Genomic DNA, 20,049 nt, shown 5'->3' with positions numbered 1-20,049 from the left:
CCACAGCTCAGGCGGGGGCGCCCCGACCGGGTCGGCTCAGGCGGCCCGCTCCCACGCCTGCTCCAGGGCATCCCGGTTCTGCCGGATCAGGGCGCGCAGGTCCCCGTCGTACAGGGAATCCGGCACCCCCTGGGAGAAGATCTCCACCACGCAGGCCCCGGTGTAGCCGGACTCGGCCAGCGCGTGCAGCAGCCGCCCGGTGGGGATCGGCCCGGTGCCCACGCTGCGCCGGTCCATCCCGGAGCGCGGGGTGCGCCAGTCGCTGACCTGCAGGATCGAGATCAGCTCGCCGTGGCTGCGGATCCCCTCCTCCAGCAGGGGGTCCTGCCACAGGTTCCAGGTGTCCAGGCACAGCCCCAGGCCCTCGACGCCGGTCCGCTCGATCAGCTCGACCGCCTGGGCGAAGGTCCAGATCATCGTCTCCGCGTTCAGGGAGATCGGGTTCAGCGGCTCCACCGCCAGGCGCACCCCCAGGTCCGCGGCCACCGGCGCCAGCTCCCGGTGGAAGCGCACGGCCTCCTCCAGGCCGCGGTGCATGTCCCCGTCCGGGGCGGGCCCGGTGTTGGTCACGAACACCGCCCCGGGGGCCACCGGGGCCAGCCGCTCCAGGCTGGCCCGGTAGGCGGCGATCCGCTCGTCGGCGCCCTTCGGGCTCGGCTGCATCGCGCTGGGCACGGCCGTGCGCACCGCGGGCTGCACCGAGCACACCGGCAGCCCGGACTCCCGCAGGGCCTCCAGCTGCTCCCGGCCCGCAGCACCCTCGGCCAGCTTGGCCTAGCACAGCTCGAAGGTCTGCACCCCGAGGTCCGCGCACTCGCGCAGGTCCCGCTCGAAGCTCCACGGCTGGGTGGTGAACTCGTTCATCCCGAAGGCGAAGGGCATCCCGCTCATCGGTCCGCCTCCGCCAGGAACTCCCGGACCGTCTCGACGAAGGCCTGCGGCTCGTCCAGGAACAGCGCGTGGCGGCTGTCCTCGAAGATCCGCTCCCGGGCGTCGGGCAGGTGCTCGGCCACCCAGTGCGGGCCGCGCCAGTCGAAGACGACGTTGCGCCGGGCCACGCACACCAGGGCCGGCACGGACAGGTGCGGGATGACGTCGCGCCAGTCCAGGCGCGTGTGGTTCTGCATCACCGCGTTGCGCACCTCCGGGCGGCACCGGCCCATCTCCGCCAGGAACAGCTCCCGCTCCCGCTCGGTGGGCTCGCGCTGCAGGATGGTCGGCACCTGCTCGCGGTCCTGGCCGGCCGGGTCGGCGGCGATGGCGGCCTGCAGGCCGGCCAGGGCGGCGTCGTCCCAGCACTGGGCGTGGGCCCACGGCCAGTCCGCGGTGCGGTACTGCGCCGGGGTCTGGTCGATGTACACGGCCTGGGCGACCCTCGCGGAGCCGAAGGACTCCAGCAGACCCCAGATGATCGGGCAGCCCAGGGACCACCCGATGAGGGTGGCCTCGCGCAGATCCAGGGCCTCCAGCAGCTCGTGCAGGTCCGCGCTGAGCCGGGACATCCGGTACCCGTGGTCCGGGGACTCGGAGCGTCCGTGCCCGCGCAGATCCAGGCGGATCACCCGGTGCCCGCGGGCCAGCTCGGAGGCGACGCCGTCGAAGAACCTCCCGGAGAAGGTCCACCCGTGGATCATGACCACGGGCCGACCGGCGCCCTCGTCGGTGTAGGACAGGCGCACCCCGTCCGAGGTGGTGATGGTGTGGCGTTCGACGGCGCCCGTCGTCTCGGCGGCGGTCTCGGAGTCGACGGCGCTCATAGGATCGGCTGACCTCCCGTGACGGCCACGCGGGCCCCGGAGACGTAGCTGGACTCGTCCGCGGCGAGCATGACGTAGGCGGGCGCGAGCTCGGCCGGCTGCCCGGCCCGGCCCACGGGGTAGTCCCCGCCGAAGTCCTCGACCATCTCCTCCGGCATGGTCGCCGGGATCAGCGGGGTCCAGATGGGGCCCGGGGCCACGGAGTTGGCGCGGATGCCGCGCGGGGCCAGGGACTGGGAGAGGGAGCCGATCATGTTGGCGATCCCCGCCTTCGTCGCGTTGTAGGCCAGCAGCTGCTGCGGGGGCATATCCGAGTTCACGGAGGTGGAGCCGATGATGCTGGAACCCGGCTGCATGTGCGGCACGGCGGCCTTGACCAGGTGGAACATCGCGGAGAGGTTGGTGGCCAGGGTGAAGTCCCATTCCTCATCCGGGATGTCGGTGATCTGCTCGCGGACCATCTGGAACGCGGCGTTGGAGACCAGCACGTCGATGCCGCCCAGCTCCTCCACGGTGCGGCGCACCAGCTCCCGGCAGTGCTCGGGGTCGGTGAGATCCCCGGGGACCAGCACGGCCTTCCGGCCGACCTCGCGCACCCACCGGGCGGGTCTGCTCGGCGTCGTCGTGCTCGTCGTAGTAGGAGATCACCAGGTCCGCGCCCTCCCGGGCGTAGGCGATGGCGACGGCGCGGCCGATGCCGCTGTCCCCGGCGGTCAGCAGCACGCGCTTGCCCTCCAGGCGCCCGCTGCCGCGGTAGGACTGCTCGCCGTGATCCGGCTGGGGGTCCATGGCCGCGGTGGAGCCGGGCCAGGGCTGGGTCTGCGCGGGGATCTGCATCGGGTCCTGCCTTTCCTCGGGAACGGCGCCCGAGGAGCGGGCGCGCATCCCCAGGCTACCGCCGTCGGACGGGCCCGCACCCCTCCCCGACCGGCATTCGCGCTGATCACAGCCGGGAAGGTGGTCAGGATCGGCCGTCTGCCCCCACCGCCCGTGAATACCCCCTGGGGGTACTTGACAGGGGGTGTACTACTGAAAGGAGAAGGACCCACCGCACCGAGAGGAACCATCATCGCCATGCCGCATCTGCGCACCGCCCCCGCCGCGGCCTCCCTCGCGGCCGCCGTCGTCCTGCTCGCCGGCTGCTCCGCCGGCGGCGACGCCGATTCCCACCCCGCGGAGCACGCGACGGGCGCCGCGTCCTCCGCCAGCGCCTCCCCCGCGGCCAGCATGTCCGGGATGGACCACGCCCACTCCCATGGGGACCCGCTGCCCACGGACATCCCCACGGCCCAGAACCCCCGCTACCCGGTGGGCTCCCAGGTGCGCCTGACCACCGATCACATGCAGGGCATGGAGGGCGCCGAAGCCACCGTCGTCGGGGCCTACGACACCTGGACCTACGCCGTGGACTACACCCCGACCACCGGCGGGCCCGAGGTGAAGGACCACCGCTGGGTCGTGCAGCAGGAGATCCGCGACGCCGGCTCCCAGCGCCTGGCCGACGGCACCCGCGTCACCCTGGACGCCGACCACATGGAGGGCATGGACGGGGCTCAGGCCACGATCGTCTCCTCCACCGACGAACCGGTCTACATCGTCGACTACACGACCCCTGACGGACAGACCGTGACCAACCACCGCTGGGTCGTGCAGAGCGAGATGGAGAGCCGATGAGCACCGAGGAGAGCACCCACCACCGCGACGCCGGGAGCGATCCCCACGCCGGGCACGACGAGCACGCCGGCGGCGAGTCCCACGGCCAGCACCGCGACCAGCACAACGGCGGGCACGGGCACTCCGGGCACGGCGGACACGATCAGCACGCCGGGCACGACCACCACGGCGGGCACGCCGGGCACGGCGGCGGGCACATGCAGCACCACGTGATGATGTTCCGCCGGCTGTTCTGGATCATGCTGGTGCTGGCCGTGCCCGTGTCGGTGTTCAGCCACGGCTTCGCCCACCTGCTGGGCTACTCCCTGCCCGATGCCGAGTGGGTCCGCTGGATCGCCCCGGTGCTGGGCACCGTGATGTACGTCTGGGGCGGGAAGCCCTTCCTGAGCGGCGCCGTCTCCGAGATCCGCAGCAAGTCCCCCGGGATGATGCTGCTGATCTCCCTGGGCATCACCGTCGCCTTCCTCTCCTCCTGGGGTGCCACCCTGCACCTGCTGGATTCCGGTCTGGAATTCTGGTGGGAGCTGGCCCTGCTGGTGGTGATCATGCTGCTGGGCCACTGGATCGAGATGCGCTCCCTGGCCCAGACCTCCTCCGCCCTGGACTCCCTGGCAGCCCTCCTGCCGGATGAGGCGGAGAAGGTCGAGGGCGAGAACGTCGTCACCGTCTCCCCGGACGAGCTGGCGGTGGACGACGTCGTGCTGGTGCGTCCCGGCTCCTCCGTCCCGGCCGATGGGACGATCCTCGAGGGCGCCGCCGCGATGGACGAGTCCATGGTCACCGGGGAGTCCCGGACCGTGCGCCGCGGGAAGGGCGAGCACGTGGTGGCCGGGACCATCGCGACCGACTCGGGGCTGCGCGTGCAGATCACCGCGACCGGCGAGGACACGGCCCTGGCCGGGATCCGCCGGCTGGTGGATGACGCCCAGTCCTCCTCGACCCGCGCCCAGCTGCTGGCCGACCGGGCCGCGGCCTGGCTGTTCTGGTTCGCGCTGGGCGCGGCGGTGATCACCGCGATCGTGTGGTTCGCGCTGGGTCGCCCGGACGACGCCGTCGTGCGCACCGTGTCCGTGCTGGTCATCGCCTGCCCGCACGCCCTGGGCCTGGCGATCCCGCTGGTGGTCTCCCTGGCCACCGAGCGCGCCGCGAAGGCGGGGGTGCTCATCTCCAACCGCTCCGCCCTGGAGGCCATGCGCCGGGTGGACACCGTGTTCTTCGACAAGACCGGGACCCTGACCCGCGGGGAGCCGGCCGTCACCGCGGTGGACCCGGCCGAGGGCCGGGAGGAGGAGAGCGTGCTGGGGCTGGCGGCGGCCGCCGAGCAGGACAGCGAGCACCCGCTGGCCCGGGCGATCCTCGCCGCCGCCCGGAAGCGCTCCGTGCGGCTGCCGCAGGCGCAGGACTTCACCTCCTCCCCCGCGGTCGGGGTCAGCGCGAGCGTGGACGGCGCGACGGTGGAGGTCGGCGGCCCGCGGCTGCTGGAGCAGCACGACCTCGAGGAGCTGCCCCAGGCCTCCTCCTGGCGCGATGAGGGCGCGATCATCCTGCACGTGGTCGTGGACGGGACGGTGGCCGGGGCTCTGCGCCTGGCCGACGAGGTCCGCCCGGAGTCCCGCGAGGCCGTGGAGGCGCTGCACGCCGCCGGGGTGCAGGTCGCGATGATCACGGGCGATGCCGAGGCGGTGGCCCAGGATGTCGCCGGGAAGCTGGGCATCGACCGGGTCTTCGCCGGGGTGCGCCCGGAGGACAAGTCCGCGAAGGTCGAGCAGGTGCAGGGCGAGGGCCGCCGGGTCGCGATGGTCGGCGACGGCGTGAACGACGCCCCCGCCCTGGCCCGGGCCGACGTCGGCCTGGCCATCGGGGCGGGCACGGACGTGGCGATCGGCTCGGCCGGGGTGGTGCTGGCCTCCTCGGACCCGCGCTCGGTGCTGTCCGTGATCGAGCTGTCCCGGGCGTCGTACCGGAAGATGCGGCAGAACCTGTGGTGGGCCGCCGGGTACAACCTGGTCTCCGTGCCCCTGGCGGCCGGGGTCCTGGCCCCGGTGGGCTTCCTGATGCCGATGAGCGTCGGCGCGCTGCTGATGTCCGCCTCCACCGTGGTGGTCGCGGCCAACGCCCAGCTGCTGCGCCGGCTGGATCTCTCCCCGGAGGCCAGCGCGCAGCGGATCCTGCAGCGCCGCGGCGCCGACAGGACCGAGGCGCAGGAGGTCCAGCACCGCCACGGGACGGCATAGCCCCGGGGACGGAGATCACGTCATCCCAGCCCCGCCCCCGCCTTGGACCCCGGCCGGGGGCGGGGCTACGGTGGGACGATCCCGCCGACGGGGCCGCCGCGCCGTCGTCCCCCGCCGTGTGCACCCACGGCGGGCCCTTCCGACCCGAAACGAGGCCCGACGTGGCGAGCATGACCCACGGGAAGCACCTGTCCGCGGCCGAGATCGCGCTGCGCTCCGCCTACGCCCTGGTCGGGGTGGCCGTCATCGGCCTGGGCGCGGCCATCATGCTGGACGGCGGGGTGGGCGTGGACCCGTTCACCGCGCTGAACACCGGCATCAGCGATCTCATCGGGTGGTCCCTGGGCACCTGGCAGCTGCTGGCCAACGCCATCCTCATCGTCGCCGTGGTGATCTGGGGCCGCGGGTACATCGGCGTCGGCACCGTGATCAACATGGTGCTCACCGGGTACTTCATCACCTGGTTCTCCGCGCTGCTGGATCCCGTCATCCCGGATGACCTGGGACTGGGCGGCAAGGCGCTGTTCTTCCTCCTGGGCATCGCCGTGTTCGACTTCGGCGCCAGCGCCTACATGTCCGCGGGGGTGGGCACCGCCCCGTACGATGCGATCGCCCCGATGATCGTGGACAAGACCCGCTTCTCCTACCGCTGGGTGCGCACGGTGCAGGACATCCTCACCGTGACCTCCGCCTGGCTGTGCAGCGGGCCCGTGGGGGTGGGCACCTTCGCCACCGCCTTCTTCAACGGCCCCCTGATCGAGGCGTTCTCCCAGAAGGTGAACTCGGTGCTGGTGGGCCGCCTGGTGGGCCTCCTGCCGGAGCACCTGCGCAGCGACGAGCACCGCGAGGACCCCACGGAGGGCTGAGCCGCCCGACGTCGCCCCCGCGACCGACCCCTCCGGGCCGGGTCTTGTCCAGGCGGCTCCGGCGGAGTAGACTGAGGGCAGACGGGGCACGGTCCGGCGGGCCCGGGCCGCTCCAGCGCCGCCGCGCGTTTCCGATGTCGGCCCCGCGAGACCGCAGGAGGTTCCCCATGACCCAGTACGCCGCCGTCGTCACCTTCCCCGAGGACGCCACCGCCTATCAGGCCCTGTCCGAGCTGCGCGGCTCCTCTCTGTCCTCCCTGGTCCGCTCCACCGCCCTCGTGGAGCGGGATGAGCAGGGCCGGCTGCGCGTGCCCGAGGGGGATGATCCCGGCATCGGATCCGGGACCGCGGGCGGCAGCCTCATCGGCATGATGATCGGGGTGCTCGGCGGGCCGCTGGGCATGATCTTCGGTCTGGGCACCGGGGCCATGCTGGGCGGACTGTTCGATCTGGACCGCGCGCAGAGCGGGGATTCCGCCCTGGAGGAGCTGGGCCGCACCGTGCAGCCCGGGCGCAACGCCCTGGTGCTGGAGACCGATGAGCCGGACACCGCCGCCCTGGACGCCTTCGTCGCCGAGCGCGGCGGGAGCATCGTGCGCCGCCCCACCGACGAGGTGGTCGCGGAGATGGAGTCCCAGCAGGCCGCGGCCGAGGCCGCCGCGGAGGCCGCCCGCCGTCAGCTGCGCGAGTCCCGCCGGGCCGAGCGCAGGGAGAAGTTCGAGGATCGGGTGGAGAGCCTGCGCAGCCGCTTCCGCAGCGCCTGATCCCCGCCGGGCCCGGGCATCGCCGCCCGGGGCCGGGCCGGGGCCCGGGGGCGCCGCCGGCGCGCTCAGGCGTCCTCGCGCTCCCAGGCGTCGTATCCGCCGGAGAGGCTGAGCCACGGGGTGTCCGGGTCCGCCGCGGCCAGGGCCTCCTGCGCCCGCCGCGAGCGCACCCCCGCCTGGCAGTACAGCACCACCGGGCCGCCTCCCGCTCCGGTCTGCTCCCGCAGGCGCCGCACCCGGTGCGCGGCCGCGGCGGGATCCCGCTGGATCTCCCCCAGGGGCAGCAGCGGGCTGCCCGGGATGGCCCCGAGGCGGTGCTCCCAGGCCTCCCGCACGTCCAGCACCAGAGGGGCCTCCTCCTCCGCGCGCCAGCGCCGCAGCCGCTCCGGTGGGATCTGTCCGGACTCCCGCGCCGGGCACGCGGAGGCGGCGGGCCGCGCGGCCTCGTCAGCCGACGGGACGGCGCACGCGGCGGCGTCGTAGTCCCGGGCCGCGCCCATGCGGGTGACCGGCCGACGCCGGGGATCCGGGGCGAAGGGCACCTCGCGGAAGCCTGCGGTGAGGGCGTCGTAGAACAGCAGCCGCCCGATCAGCGGCTCGCCCACCCCGGCCAGCACCTTGACGGCCTCGGTGGCCATGAGGGTGCCGATCACCCCGGGCAGCACCCCGATCACCCCGGCCTCCGCGCAGCTGGGCACCTCCCCCGGGCCGGGCATGGTGGGGAACAGGTCCCGGTAGAGGGGTCCGCGTCCGGGCCAGAACACGCTCACCTGGCCGTCGAAGCGCAGGATCGCCCCGTAGACCACGGGCACGCGCAGGATCTCCGCGGCATCGGCCACGGCGTAGCGGGTGGGGAAGTTGTCCGAGCCGTCCAGCACGACGTCCGCCCCGGCGAGCAGGCGCAGGGCGTTGCCGGCATCCAGCACCTCGCGGATCTCGGTGACCTCGGCTTCCGGGTGCAGCTCCCGCACGGTCCGGGCGGCGGAGGCGGTCTTGGGCCGGCCCAGGACGGATTCCCCGTGGATCACCTGCCGGTGCAGGTTGGAGCGCTCCACCACGTCGGCGTCGATCACGGTGATCCGCCCGACCCCGGCCGCGGCGAGGTAGCTGAGCACCGGCGCTCCCAGGCCGCCGGCCCCGATCACCACGGCGTGGGCGTTGAGCAGGCGCAGCTGGGGCTCGGGGCCGAAGCCGGTGAGGCTCAGGTGGCGTCGGAAGCGCTCGAGCTGGGCCTGCGTGAGGTCATCGGGGCTGCGGTAGCGCGGGGACGGGGCCCGACCCGCGCCCCCTGCCCGTGTGGGCGGCAGGACCACGCCGGCATCTTCCGGGGCGACGGGCATGGGACCTCCTACGAATGGGACTGCGCCGCCCCCATTGTCCTCCCCCGCGGGCCCTTCGACCATTCCGGCGGGAAAAGGGTCCCGGGGCGGAGAACAGTCATGCATGCGGTCACTCAGCGAGCAGCCAACCGCGCTGCGGATCCCAGCGGGCCAGACCACGTTCGGCGAATGCCTCCAGCCACCCGCGCATGGGCCACACACCCCATCGCCTGTGGAAGAGCCTCGCGTTGTCGAGGATCTCCGTGAGGTGCTCTACCGGCGGGGAGGAGACCGGGTGGTACTGGTGGAAGGCATGGGCCCCACCCACCCAAGCCAGGTCCACCCCCGCGCTATGGGCGCTGTAGGCGAAGTCCGTGTCCTCCCCTCCGTACCCGGTGTACTCCTCGGAGAAGCCTCCGATCCGGAGGTAAACCTCGGGACGCACCGCGAACGACAGGGACCAGAACAGCTCCCAGGCCTCCCGGGGGTGCTCCACCACCCGGGTCAACCGGATTTGGCAGTCGGCCGGATTCGGGCGGGCCGGGTGTGGGTGGGGGTGAGCGACGATCCGCGTCAACTCCCATTGGGTCTCCTCCGGTTCCAGATAGGTGACCGGACCCGCCAACAGGGCCTGCGGGAAGGCGGCGGCAGCGGCCTCGTAGCGCTCGATCATGCGCGGAGCCGGAAGACAGTCCGCATCGAGGAAGACCAACAGGCCAACCCCGGCTCTCCGCCCTGCCGCCGCGGCGAGATTGCGCGCTCGGGCCAGGTTGGCCCGTCCCCCGCACAGTCCCTCCGTCACGGGGACCACCTGCCAGCCCTGGTTCTCGACGACCTCCCGGGGGGCATCCCCGAGCAGAGCCAGCACATGAATGAGACTCCCCTCCTCGAGGCGGTCGCCATGGTACTGCCGAAGGGCGGCATGCTGACGACGCACGTGCGGCATCCGCTCCACACTGGCCAGGGTCAGTACTGCGGTGCGCGCGCGGCTCATTCCACCAGCTCCTGGATTGCCCGCGCCGCCCGATCCGCAGCGCCTCTCACCTGCCAACCGCCCCAAGCCGGGCCCCCGGCGGATAAAGCACGGTCCACCAGAGCATCCCACTGACCTATCTCCGGCATGCCGGAGGCGGTCACCACGCCGATGCCCCGCAGCAACCGCACCGTGGCGTTCTGCTCTCCGAAGGGCCGGTCCTGGGCCAGCACGACGGCGGGCCGGGCCAACCGGGCGACGTCGGCCACAGATCCCAGCCCCGCATTGATCACCACAACGTCGGCCTCGGCCATCCGCTTCCGCACATCCGAGACCCACGGGAAGCCGGGGACCCCGACCACCTCCCCAGCGAAGGTGCTCGCGGCGAGCAGGGGACGCAGCGCCTCCGCGGTCATCGCAGAACCGCCGCGGGATCCGACGAACAGCACCCGGGAGCCCGCGACGGTATCAGCCCTCTCCTGTGCGGGCCCAGCCGTCTCATCCAACGCGGAGATACCGCCGGTGAACACCGTGCGTTCGGCGAACTCGAGAACGTGCGGGGCAGCCTTGGCCAACACGGCTCGTCCAACCCGATCCGGTCCGGGAAAAGACGCCAGGATGCGGGTGGCGGCCCGATAGGCCAGCTGGTGAGTCAGATCCGTCCGCTCTCCTGGTTGGGTGACCGCCACCACGGGAACCCCCAGCAACCTGGCGAGCAGCACAACCTCCGCGGAGACGTCCACGACCATCAGCTCCAGATCCGTGGCGGCCGCGGCGATAGCGGCGAGCCGGGAGGCATGTCCTCGGTGATGCAGAGGCGCCCAGTGCAGCAATCCCCCGGCCACGGGATCTGCGGTACTCGGATCCGGGCAGAAGGTCTCCGGTGTCCAATCCTCGGGCAACTGGATCCAGCCCACCGGCCCGCTGCGGGTGGTGACGGATAGCTGCGGGGCAGGCAGGGAGCTGAACACGGTCACCTCGGCCTCAAGCTGCGCGGCGATGGCCCGCAGCCGCTGCAGATGCCCGGCCCCGTGATGGTGCAGATACCAGCCGATCACGCCCGCACCTCCCGCGGTGCCGCCGAGGGGCGGGCGGTGCGGCCGCGCTCGCGGATCGCGCGCCGGTATACCCGCTCCAGCGCGTCCACGGTGCGTTCGAAGGAGAACCGGCGCACCGCCTCCTCCCGGGCCAGGCCCCGCAGCCGGGCCCGCTCCTCCGGGTCGCGGTGGGCGGCGGCCAGCACGCGCACCTCCCGCGCCAGCCTGGCGGCGAGGCGGTCCCGATCCTCGGCGGGGGCGACCAGCCGGACCCCTTCGGTGCGGTCGAAGACCTCCCCCAGCCCACCCCGGCGCACCGCCACCACCGGGGTGCCGCAGGCCAGGGACTCCGGGACCACCTGCCCGAAGGGCTCATCCCACACCGGGGTGACCAGGGTGCACAGGGAGGAGCCGACGAGGTCGGCCAGCTCCGCCTGGCGCAGCGGCCCCCGCCACCGCACATCGCGGCCCCGGCAGAGCCGGGCCAGCTGAGCGGCGTACGCGGGATCCCCGACGGGCCCGGCCAGATCCAGTCCCATCCCGAGGCGGGCGGCCGCGAGGACCGCCAGGTGCGGGGCCTTCTCCGGCACGATCCGCCCGAACCAGCACAGTCTCTCCCCGCCGGCCCCGAGGGTCCACGCGGAGGTGTCCACCCCGTTGGGCACGGCGCGGGCCGGGACCCCCTGGGCGCGCCACCCCTCGGCGGTGTGCTCGGAGACGGCGACCAGGGTCTCCGGACCCCCCGGCCCGGCGCCGCGCCCGGCCGCCCGGCGGATCGGCTCCACCAGCTCCGGCAGCGGCGGGGTGTGCAGCGTACTGACCAGCGGCACGGGCAGGTCGCCTGCCCGCTCGTGGGCACGGGCGCACAGGGCATGATGGTGCACCACATCGACGGCGCCCGGATGTGCCTGAAGCCAGTCCAGGGCCCGGTCCAGCGCCTCGTCCTGCAGCCGTCGGATCGGCTCCGGCAGGCTCGCATCCGTGCGCGCCTGGTCCACGGGCCAGGTGAAGCGGGGCCAGGTCAGCTCGGGGATGCCCGCGTCCAGGAAGTCCGAGCCCGCGGGGGCGCCCAGCAGGACCAGGTGTCCGCGGGCGCGCAGCTGGCGCACCAGGGACCAGACGTGGGATTCCAGGCCGCCCTGGTGCGGCTGGACCAGGGGGTAGCGGAACCCCGCCAGGACGAGGATGCGCAGTCGGGCGCCGGCGCTCTCCAGGGCCCGCGGGGCGAGCAGGCTCCGGTAGATCGCGGTGTGCTCGGCGCGCACCGCGGTGATCCGGTGGCGGGCCTCGGCCCGGGTCATCGGGGCGGGGCGGGGTGTGCGCAGCAGCTGCTCCACGGCCCGTCCCAGGGCGGCGCGGTCGTGGAGGTCGACGGCGCTCACGACACCGGGCCGCTGGGCGGCGAAGTGCCCCCGGTCGCTGACCAGCACGCGCACCCCCAGGTCGCAGGCCAGCTCCAGCAGACCGGAGTGGGTGCCGTGGCCGTAGGGCAGCACAAGGGCGTCCAGCCCGCGCAGCCACGCCTCCAGGGCGGCGTCGTCCAGGCGCCCGGTGCGCAGCAGCCGCGCCGTCGGCCGGTCGGCCAGCCGGGCGAACAGGGCGGCGACGGCCTCCTCCCGGCCGGCCCGGAAGCGGCCGTGGTGCAGGATCTCCAGGCGGGCACCCGATCCGTCGGCGGCCGGCGGCTGATCCAGGACCTCGGCCAGGCCCGCCACGGCTTCCAGGTCCAGGGAGGGCCGGGCGTCCTTCAGGAGTACGCCCAACCGGGCCGGGCCCGCCGGGGCCTGCGCAGGGTCCTCCCGGCGTGGTGGCGCGATCCTCGGGGCCGCGGCGGCGTCCGGACCCAGCAGGAGCGGCGGGTGCTCCACGACGACGGCGCGGCGCCCCCACCGCCGCTCGATCTCACCGGCGGCCGTGGGGGTGAGGGTGAGCACCTGGTCCGCGTGGCGCACCAGCGCATCCAGACAGGCGAGGAAGCCCTCCTGATGCTCGGCGGGCAGCTGCGGGTTGGACAGGTCGTGCACGGTGAGCACGAGCAGCCGGGAGCAGGCGCGCACCTCCCGGCAGAAGGCCTCGATGGTCCGGGGATCACAGGCCTCGAAGCCGAAGTGCACATGGACGATGTCGAAGCGCTCCGCGTGCCGGCGGATCCACCGCGGGTCCAGCACCGGCGAGGGGCGCCAGGCGGCGGTCTCATCGCGCGCCGCGCCCGGATCCGGGAGGACCTGCTCACGGCGCACGGGTCCAGGACCGCCTGGATGTAGGGGTAGTGGGAGGGCACGGAGAGCACGCGGGCGGGGATGCGCGCGCGATCGGGGGACACGAACCCACCTTCCTCGTGGTGACGGTCTGCATGGGCCGTCAGGGAAGCGGGCGGCCGCCAGCACCGGGTAGGCGCGACGATCAGGCCGCGGACCCGGAAAAGCCCGGTCTCACCTGGGGATACGGCGATGTTATCACGCAGCTCACGGCGCGGATCCCGGTAGCATGAGCCCATGTTCACCACCCCTGCGGACCGCCCCGCCGCCCCGCTTCCGCCCCCCGCCGCGGCCGATGCCGCGCGGGCCCGCCGGGAGCACTTCGGCGAGTTCTATGGGCTGCGCCCCCTGGCTCCCGCCGGGCGCCCGGTGGTGCTCGTACACGGGAACTGCCAGGCCGGTTCCGTGCGGCGGCTGCTGGAGACGGCCGGGGCCTGCGCCGTACGGGTTCCGCCGGTGCACGAGCTGGAGACCGAGGACCTCGGGCATCTGGCCCGCCTGGCCGGGCGGGCCGAGGCGCTGGTGACCCAGCCGGTGCGCGCGGATTACCGGGACCTGCCGGTGGGCACCGAGCAGGTGGCGGCCCTGCTGCCCGCCGGGGCGCCCGTCGTGGTCTTCCCCGTGCTGCGCTTCGCGGGGATCTTCCCGTTCCAGGTGACGGTCCGGCCCTCCTGCGCCGGGTCGGTGGACCCGCCGGTGGTCCCGTATCACGACCTGCGCCTGCTGCTGGCGGCCCGGGAGTCCCGGCGCTATGCCCGGGGGCTGCCCTTCCCGCGGGCCCTGCGGCTGGTCGAGGAGCTGACCGGGGCCGTGGACCCGGCGGCCGTGGGGCGGCTGACCGCGGACTCCCTGATGCGGATGCGCCGGCGGGAGCGGGCCCACGACGCCGTGGCGGCCTCCGCGGTGCTGGCCGCGATGCTGCCCGCGCAGCGCACCCACCACACGCTGAACCACCCGACCAACGCCTTCCTGACCGGCGTGGCCCCCCTGGTGATCCGGCGCCTGGCCGAGGCCGGGTTCGCCCTGGACCCCGCCCCGGAGGCCCCGGACGCGCAGATGCTCGGCGGGATCCGCGCCCCCGTGACCGCCGCCGCCCGGGCGGCCTTTCCGGGGGTGCCCGCGCAGCAGTGGTCCGGTCCCGGCTGGCAGGTGGACGGCGTCCGGGTCCCCGAGGAGGAGGTCGCCCGCGCGCAGCTGGCCTGGTACACCCGCCATCCGGGGTTCGTGGATGCCGGGCTCGCCCGCCACGCCGGGACCCTGAAGCTGCTGGGACTGACCGAGGCCCTGGATGGCGCCCGACGCCGCCGACCGGAGGCGCGCGGATGACCCGGCCCGAAGAGGCGTCGCCCGAGGCGATCGGCAGCGAGGCGACCCACACCCCGACGCCCGGGGATCCCGCTCTGCCGCTGCACGTGGTGCCGGGGCCGCCCGAGCACGGGGTCAGCGCCTGCGCCCTGGACCTGGCCGCGGCCCTGGGCGCCCCCGTGCTGCGGGTGCCCGACCCCGCGGCCCTGGATGCGGCCCTGCCGCGTCTGGCCGGGCGCCGGGTCCACCTGCACGTCACGGAGGCGCTGTTCGGTCCCAGCCCCGAGGAGGCCGCCGAGCGGGTGGCTCGAGTGGCCGCCGCGTGCGCGGGGCTGTCCGCGACCCTGCACGACATCCCCCAACCCAGCGATGGCCCGCGGAACCTGCCGCGGCGGCGGAGGGCCTACGCCCGGATCGCCGCGGCGGCCGGGGCCGGAGTCGTGGTCAGCTCCCGGCACGAGCTGGCCCTGCTCGCCGAACACGGGACGGTCCCGGCGGCTCCCGGCCCCGGGGCCCGCCCACCGCGGATCGCCGTGGTGCCGCTGCCCCTGCCGGATCCGCCCGCCGCGCGGACCGCCCCTGGGACCTCCACGGGTATCCAACGGAGACCCGACCAGGGGGCGGCGTCCCGCCCGACCGCGGAGTCTTCCAGCACCGGAGGGGATGCGGCGGACCCGCTGGACCGCTGGCTGCCGGCCGGGCACGGCCCGGTCCTGGGGATCTTCGGCTTCGTGTACCCGGGCAAGGGCCACGAGGAGGCGATCGATGCCGCGGCCGCGCTCGTCGGATCCCCGGCGGTGCCGGCCGGACCGCCGGTGGTGCTGGCCGTGGGGCGGACGGCCGCCGGACATGAGGAGATGGCCGAGACGCTGCGGGAGCGAGCCGAGCGGCGGGGGGTCATCTTCCGGATCACCGGATACGTCCCGGAGCCGCAGCTGCCCGCGGTGCTGGGGGCGGTGGATGCCCCCCTGTGCCTGCACCGGCACCTGTCCGCCTCCGGTTCGGTGAACTCGTGGATCGGCCTCGGGCGCCGCCCTGTGTGCGCGGACTCCCGGTACATCCGGGAGATGGCCCAGCTGCGCCCGGGCACGGTGCTGCCCCTCGCGCCGGGCGAGCTGCTCACCCGCCTGCGCGAGGTCCTCGCGGATCCCGGTCTCACCCGCATCGAGGATCCCGGGTCCCTGCCCCACGGCCGGGTGGAGGCCGCCCGGGACTACGCCGCCTTCTTCGCCCCGGATCAGCCCGAGCTGAGCGTGGTGATCCCCTATTACGACGACGGCGCCCCCGATCCGACCCCCGGGGCCACCGGGACCCTGGCGGCCCGTCGACTCGAGCTGCTGCTGGCCGCCCTGGCCCGGCAGGAGGGCCTCGGAACCGCGGAGACGATCGTCGTGGACGACGGCTCCCCGGCGGCCCCGACGCTGCCCGAGGCCGTGGTGGGTCTGCGCCAGGAGGATCGGGGGTTCCGGGCGGGGGCGGCGCGCAACCTCGGGGCCCGGCGCGCTCGCGGCCGGGTCCTGGCGTTCCTGGACGGGGACACCGTCCCCGATCCGGGGTACCTCGCGGCGCTGTGCGCCCCGCTGCTGGCAGGCACCGCGCAGGTGAGCACGGGACGCCGGGATCACGCGCACCTGACCGGTCCCCACGCCGGTCGGCCGCTGGAATCCCCGACCTGGCTGAAGCAGATCCACCACCGCACCCGGAATCTCGCCGGCGGGGACGCCCGCACCCACCAGGCGGTGATCTCCGCGGTGCTGGGGGTGAGCCGGTGGACCTTCCTGGCCGTGGGCGGATTCGACGAGTCCCTGACCGGCTACGGCGGGGAGGATTGGGAGCTGGCCCACCGGCTGTGGGAGGCCGGGGCGGCCTTCCGCCACGTCCCGGAAGCGCGGGCGGTGCACGACGGACCGGACTGGGCCGCCCGCGGCGGCCGGGAGGACCCGGAGCAGAAAGCGGTGAAGAACCGGGAGACCCGGGCCCTGGCGGTGCGCATCCCCGCGCCCTGGACCCGCCCGGCCGGCGTCGTCTTCCCCGTCCCGCAGCTGATCGCGGACCTCACCGGCCCGGCGCTGGATGACGAGGGGGACCCCAGTGACCGGGTGAGCGCGTGGATCGCGGATCTGCTGGCCGCCGTGCCCGACGCCGCGGTGCACCTGCCGCCCGACATCGGCGTTCCGGAGGTCCTGGCCGCGGACCCCCGGGTGCGCGCCGCGCCGATCCCGCGGCCCGTGCAGGGCGAGCCCGCCCCGCGCTTCCGGCTCGCGGTGCGCGCCCTGTTCGACCCGGCCGGGCTGGCCGGGACGCTGCGGGAGCTGGATGCCGCCGCGGAGGACGGGCCCCGGGCGGTGCCGAGCGGCGGGCTCGGCTGCTGCTGCCCGGGACCGCCCAGGAGACGGGCGACGCCGTGGTGGCCGACGCCGTGGCGGCCGAGCTGGTCAGCGCCCGGGCCGCGGCCCTGGAGCGGGCGGGCCACCCGGTGGGGACCGGGATGGCGGCGGCGGTCGGGCCCTACCCGCTCAGTCCCGATCTGGAGCGGCGCTGGGCCGGGTGGTGACCCGCCCGATCGAGGCGTAGGCGAAGCCCGCGGCCGCCACCTGCTCGGGGTCCCACAGGTTCCGCCCGTCCACGATCACCCGCCCGGCCATCCGGGAGGTCAGCAGCTGCGCGTCGAAGGCGCGGAACTGCTCCCACTCGGTGCACACCACCAGCGCGTCCGCGCCCTCCAGGGCATCCTCCCGGGTGAGCGCCGGCTGGTAGGCCTCCGGCAGCTCGCGCACCCCCAGCCGCGCGGCCAGGGCCGCGGCGAAGGTGTCCCCGGCCGCCGGATCGTAGGCGCGCACCCGACACCCGGCGGCCAGCAGCCGCTCCACGAGCGCCAGCGAGGGGGCCTCGCGCACGTCGTCGGTGCGGGGTTTGAAGCTCAGCCCCCACACCGCGACCCGCGCCCCCTCCGGGTCCGGCAGCAGCTCGGCGAGCTTCTGCCCCAGCCGCTCCTTCTGCCGCTCGTTCACGCGCATCCCGGCCTCCAGCAGCCCCGGATCCACCCCGACGGCGCGCGCGGTGTGGGCCAGGGCGGCGACGTCCTTGGGGAAGCAGGACCCGCCGTAGCCGGCCCCCGCGTACAGGAACGGGTAGCCGATCCGGGGATCGGAGCCCACGCCCAGGCGCACCCGCTCGATATCGGCGCCGGTGGCCTCGGCGATCCCGGCCATCTCGTTCATGAAGCTGATCTTGGTGGCCAGCAGCGCGTTGGCGGCGTACTTGGTCAGCTCCGCCGACGCCGGGTCCATGACGATGATCTTGTCCCGCTGCCGGTTGAACGGCGCGTACAGGGTCCGCATCGTCTCCTCGTCACGGGCATCCTCCACCCCGATCACGATCCGCTCCCCGTGGGTGAAGTCCGCGACGGCAGCACCCTCCTTGAGGAACTCCGGGTTCGAGCACACCCCGATCCTCGGGGCCGCCCCCTCGGCGAAGCGCGCCTCCAGCTCCTCGCGGATCAGCTCCCGCACCGCCGCGGCGGTGCCCACCGGCACCGTGGACTTGTCAGCGACCAGCAGGTCCCCGTCCGCGCACCGGCCGATGGTGCGGGCCACCGCGTGCACCGCGGTGAGATCCGCCGCCCCGTCCGCACCCTGCGGGGTGCCCACCGCGATCAGCGCGACCTGCGCCTGATCCAGGGCCTCGGCCGCCTCGGTCGTGAAGGCCAGCCGCCCGGAGGTCAGCCCCGAGGACAGCAGCGGGGCCAGGCCCAGCTCCCAGATCGGGCAGTCCCCGCCGCGCAGGCGCTCCACCCGCTCGACGTCGACGTCCACGCACACCACGCGGTGCCCGCCCTCGGCCAGGCAGGCCCCCGTCACCAGTCCCACTTACCCGGACCCGAACACCGCGATGCGCATCCGCGCTCCTCTCCTCAAGGCCCGCCGCGCGCGGACTCCTGGGACCGATCATCGCAGGTCAGCGGCCGCTTCCGGGGGCTCGGCCCGGGGCGGTCCCCGGTGTTCCCCCGCCCGATGCCGCGGCGTCGGCTGCGCGTCACCGGCCGGCCACCGGCCTCCTCCCGGATCCCCCGGGGCGTCCGGACCGTCCGGACCGTTCCGTGGCCGGACTACGGTGAGATCATGAGCATCACCTCGCGGCGGGGCTGGCGCCTGCTCGGCCCGGCCTTCGTGGCCGCCATCGCCTACGTGGACCCGGGCAACGTCGCGGCCAACCTCACCGCGGGGGCCCGGTTCGGCTACCTGCTCGTGTGGGTGCTGGTGCTGGCCAACCTCATGGCCGTGCTCGTGCAGCACCTGTCCGCCCGGCTCGGGGTGGTCACCGGCGCCTCCCTGACGGAGCTGCTCGGGCGTCGGCTGCGCCCGGTCCCCCGGCGCCTGTTCTGGGCCCAGGCCGAGCTGATCGCGGCCGCCACGGACCTCGCGGAGGTCATCGGCGGGGCCATCGCGCTGCACCTGCTGTTCGGGCTGCCGCTGGTCTGGGGCGGGCTGATCGTCGGGATCGTGTCCATGCTGCTGCTGGGCATCCAGTCCCGCCACGGGCAGCGGCCCTTCCAACACGTGATCATGGGGCTGCTGCTGATCATCACCATCGGATTCACCGCGGGCCTGTTCGCCGCCCCGCCGGACTGGTCGGCCACCGCCGCGGGGCTGATCCCCCGCTTCGAGGGCGCGGACTCCGTGCTGCTCGGCGCCAGCATGCTGGGTGCGACGGTCATGCCCCATGCGATCTACCTGCACTCGCGGCTGTCCGTGGACCACGCCGGGGCCGACGCCGACGCGGCGGAGCCGGGATCTGAGCAGGCCGAGGCGCGGCGTCGAGCCCTGCTGCGGGCCTCCCGCTGGGATGTGGTCTTCGCCCTGGTGATCGCCGGGTCCGTGAACATCGCGATGCTGCTGCTGGCCGCCGGGAATCTGCAGGGGGTCCCCGGCACGGACAGCATCGAGGGCGCGCACGCGGCGGTCACCGCGGCCCTGGGTCCCGGGATCGGCGTCGTCTTCGCGGTGGGGCTGCTGGTCTCCGGACTGGCCTCCACCGCGGTCGGCTGCTACGCCGGGGCGGACATCATGGCCGGGCTGCTGCAGCTGCGCATCCCCCTGCTGGCGCGCCGGGTGATCACCCTGGTCCCGGCGCTGGCGATCCTCGCCGCCGGCTGGGACCCCACCCGTGCCCTGGTGCTCAGCCAGGTGGCGCTGTCCCTGGGAATCCCCTTCGCCCTGATCCCGCTGGTGCGCTGCACCGCGGACCGGACCCTGATGGGCGAGCACGCGAATCCGCGGTGGATGACGATTCTGGCGTGGGCCGCGACGACGGCGATCATCGCGCTGAACGCGGCACTCGTGTGGCTGACCGCCGTCGGGCTGGCCTGAGCCCGACGCCGCGGCACGGCGGGTCGGCGCCCGGCGGGTCGGGTTCGCGCGGATGTGCGAGCATGTGCCCATGGCAGATTCGACCGCACCCCCCGAGGATCGCACCGCCGCCGCCCCCGCCGCCGGAGAGCAGGGCCAGCGCCCCATCCAGCTGCGCATCGGACCCGACGAGCTGGTGATCCGGGGACTGTACGAGACCCTCTCGATCGTCAACGACGTGCTGATCGGGCTGATCTTCCTGATCGGCTCCTTCCTGTTCTTCAGCGACGCGACGATGGTCGCGGGCACGTGGCTGTTCGTGGCCGGCTCCGTGCTCATGCTCGTGCGCCCGTGCATCCGCCTGACCCGCCGCATCCACCTGCAGCGGATCAACCCGGCCCTGTCTCCGGAGACCGCCCGGGACTTCTGAGTCCCCGGGCACCCGTCCGCCGTCGTCAGGCCTCCGTCCCGAGCCGTCCATCCGGGCCGTCCGCCCAGGCCGAAATCCCTGGTC

At 74.4% G+C, this 20,049-nt stretch carries 15 protein-coding genes and 2 pseudogenes; 9 read left to right on the top strand and 8 right to left on the bottom strand.

Going from position 1 to position 20,049, the window contains the following annotated elements:
• Positions 1-36: 36 nt before the first annotated feature.
• The 3 genes and pseudogenes from I6G21_RS05795 to I6G21_RS05785 form a co-directional block, all read right to left on the bottom strand.
• The gene (locus I6G21_RS05795) at positions 37-729 is read right to left on the bottom strand and encodes a sugar phosphate isomerase/epimerase family protein (protein WP_397548257.1); all 693 of its coding nucleotides are present in this window, start codon (positions 727-729) and stop codon (positions 37-39) included.
• Between the two features lie 158 nt (positions 730-887).
• Positions 888-1,757, bottom strand: coding sequence for an alpha/beta fold hydrolase (locus tag I6G21_RS05790; protein ID WP_064725428.1), 870 nt, complete (start codon positions 1,755-1,757; stop codon positions 888-890).
• Positions 1,754-2,594, bottom strand: a pseudogene (locus I6G21_RS05785) (SDR family oxidoreductase). Before I6G21_RS05785 ends, I6G21_RS05790 begins: the two are co-directional and overlap by 4 nt.
• 237 nt (positions 2,595-2,831) lie before the next feature.
• On the opposite strand from I6G21_RS05785, the gene I6G21_RS05780 reads away from it, so the two are divergent.
• From I6G21_RS05780 to I6G21_RS05765, 4 genes are all read left to right on the top strand, one after another.
• Complete coding sequence (locus tag I6G21_RS05780) at positions 2,832-3,431, top strand: YdhK family protein (RefSeq protein WP_058730548.1); 600 nt, start codon at positions 2,832-2,834, stop codon at positions 3,429-3,431.
• On the top strand, positions 3,428-5,665 hold the full coding sequence (locus I6G21_RS05775; protein ID WP_058730549.1) for a heavy metal translocating P-type ATPase: 2,238 nt from the start codon (positions 3,428-3,430) through the stop codon (positions 5,663-5,665). The genes I6G21_RS05780 and I6G21_RS05775 overlap by 4 nt, the downstream gene beginning before the upstream one ends.
• A gap of 170 nt (positions 5,666-5,835) precedes the next feature.
• Positions 5,836-6,531, top strand: a complete 696-nt coding sequence (locus tag I6G21_RS05770; protein ID WP_058730554.1) for a YczE/YyaS/YitT family protein — start codon at positions 5,836-5,838, stop codon at positions 6,529-6,531.
• Between the two features lie 167 nt (positions 6,532-6,698).
• Positions 6,699-7,295, top strand: a complete 597-nt coding sequence (locus I6G21_RS05765) for a DUF1269 domain-containing protein (RefSeq protein WP_129357922.1) — start codon at positions 6,699-6,701, stop codon at positions 7,293-7,295.
• A 65-nt stretch (positions 7,296-7,360) separates the two neighbouring features.
• On the opposite strand, the gene I6G21_RS05760 is transcribed toward I6G21_RS05765, so the two are convergent.
• From I6G21_RS05760 to I6G21_RS05745, 4 genes are all read right to left on the bottom strand, one after another.
• Entirely contained in the window at positions 7,361-8,635 is a 1,275-nt protein-coding gene (locus I6G21_RS05760; protein ID WP_081101560.1) for a HesA/MoeB/ThiF family protein, read from the bottom strand.
• A 109-nt stretch (positions 8,636-8,744) separates the two neighbouring features.
• Positions 8,745-9,608 (bottom strand): galactosyltransferase-related protein, encoded by an 864-nt coding sequence (locus I6G21_RS05755; RefSeq protein ID WP_058743517.1) that lies wholly within the window; start codon positions 9,606-9,608, stop codon positions 8,745-8,747.
• Positions 9,605-10,645, bottom strand: a complete 1,041-nt coding sequence (locus I6G21_RS05750) for a glycosyltransferase family 28 protein (RefSeq protein WP_061225407.1) — start codon at positions 10,643-10,645, stop codon at positions 9,605-9,607. The genes I6G21_RS05755 and I6G21_RS05750 overlap by 4 nt, the downstream gene beginning before the upstream one ends.
• Positions 10,642-12,864 carry a glycosyltransferase gene (locus I6G21_RS05745; protein WP_129357923.1) on the bottom strand — a complete coding sequence of 741 codons (2,223 nt, stop codon included), beginning with the start codon at positions 12,862-12,864 and terminating at the stop codon, positions 10,642-10,644. Before I6G21_RS05745 ends, I6G21_RS05750 begins: the two co-directional genes overlap by 4 nt.
• 255 nt (positions 12,865-13,119) lie before the next feature.
• Here I6G21_RS05745 and I6G21_RS05740 point away from each other — a divergent pair, with 255 nt between their 5' ends.
• The 3 genes and pseudogenes from I6G21_RS05740 to I6G21_RS05730 all read left to right on the top strand — a co-directional run bounded on the left by I6G21_RS05740 (position 13,120) and on the right by I6G21_RS05730 (position 16,741).
• Positions 13,120-14,208: a WcbI family polysaccharide biosynthesis putative acetyltransferase gene (locus I6G21_RS05740; protein ID WP_165607419.1), complete on the top strand. Its 1,089-nt coding sequence runs from the start codon at positions 13,120-13,122 to the stop codon at positions 14,206-14,208.
• Positions 14,205-16,061, top strand: a pseudogene (locus I6G21_RS10905) (glycosyltransferase); the annotation flags it as partial. The gene I6G21_RS05740 and the pseudogene I6G21_RS10905, both read left to right, overlap by 4 nt.
• A 530-nt stretch (positions 16,062-16,591) precedes the next feature.
• On the top strand, positions 16,592-16,741 hold the full coding sequence (locus tag I6G21_RS05730) for a hypothetical protein (RefSeq protein WP_197939492.1): 150 nt from the start codon (positions 16,592-16,594) through the stop codon (positions 16,739-16,741).
• Here I6G21_RS05730 and I6G21_RS05725 read toward each other — a convergent pair.
• Complete coding sequence (locus I6G21_RS05725) at positions 16,704-18,056, bottom strand: UDP-glucose dehydrogenase family protein (RefSeq protein ID WP_269148350.1); 1,353 nt, start codon at positions 18,054-18,056, stop codon at positions 16,704-16,706. The two genes, I6G21_RS05730 and I6G21_RS05725, sit on opposite strands and share 38 nt — an antisense overlap.
• Positions 18,057-18,308: 252 nt before the next feature.
• On the opposite strand from I6G21_RS05725, the gene I6G21_RS05720 reads away from it, so the two are divergent.
• Together I6G21_RS05720 and I6G21_RS05715 are read left to right on the top strand one after the other, a co-directional pair.
• Positions 18,309-19,556: an Nramp family divalent metal transporter gene (locus I6G21_RS05720; protein WP_058730372.1), complete on the top strand. Its 1,248-nt coding sequence runs from the start codon at positions 18,309-18,311 to the stop codon at positions 19,554-19,556.
• Between the two features lie 70 nt (positions 19,557-19,626).
• Entirely contained in the window at positions 19,627-19,965 is a 339-nt protein-coding gene (locus I6G21_RS05715) for a YrhK family protein (RefSeq protein WP_081046281.1), read from the top strand.
• The last annotated feature ends 84 nt before the right edge of the window (positions 19,966-20,049 follow it).

It is taken from the genome of Rothia kristinae, from assembly GCF_016028855.1.
GTDB classification, from domain to species: domain Bacteria; phylum Actinomycetota; class Actinomycetes; order Actinomycetales; family Micrococcaceae; genus Rothia; species Rothia kristinae.
The sequence above is the reverse complement of the archived record's forward strand: the minus strand, read 5'-3'. Positions and strand labels throughout refer to the sequence as shown.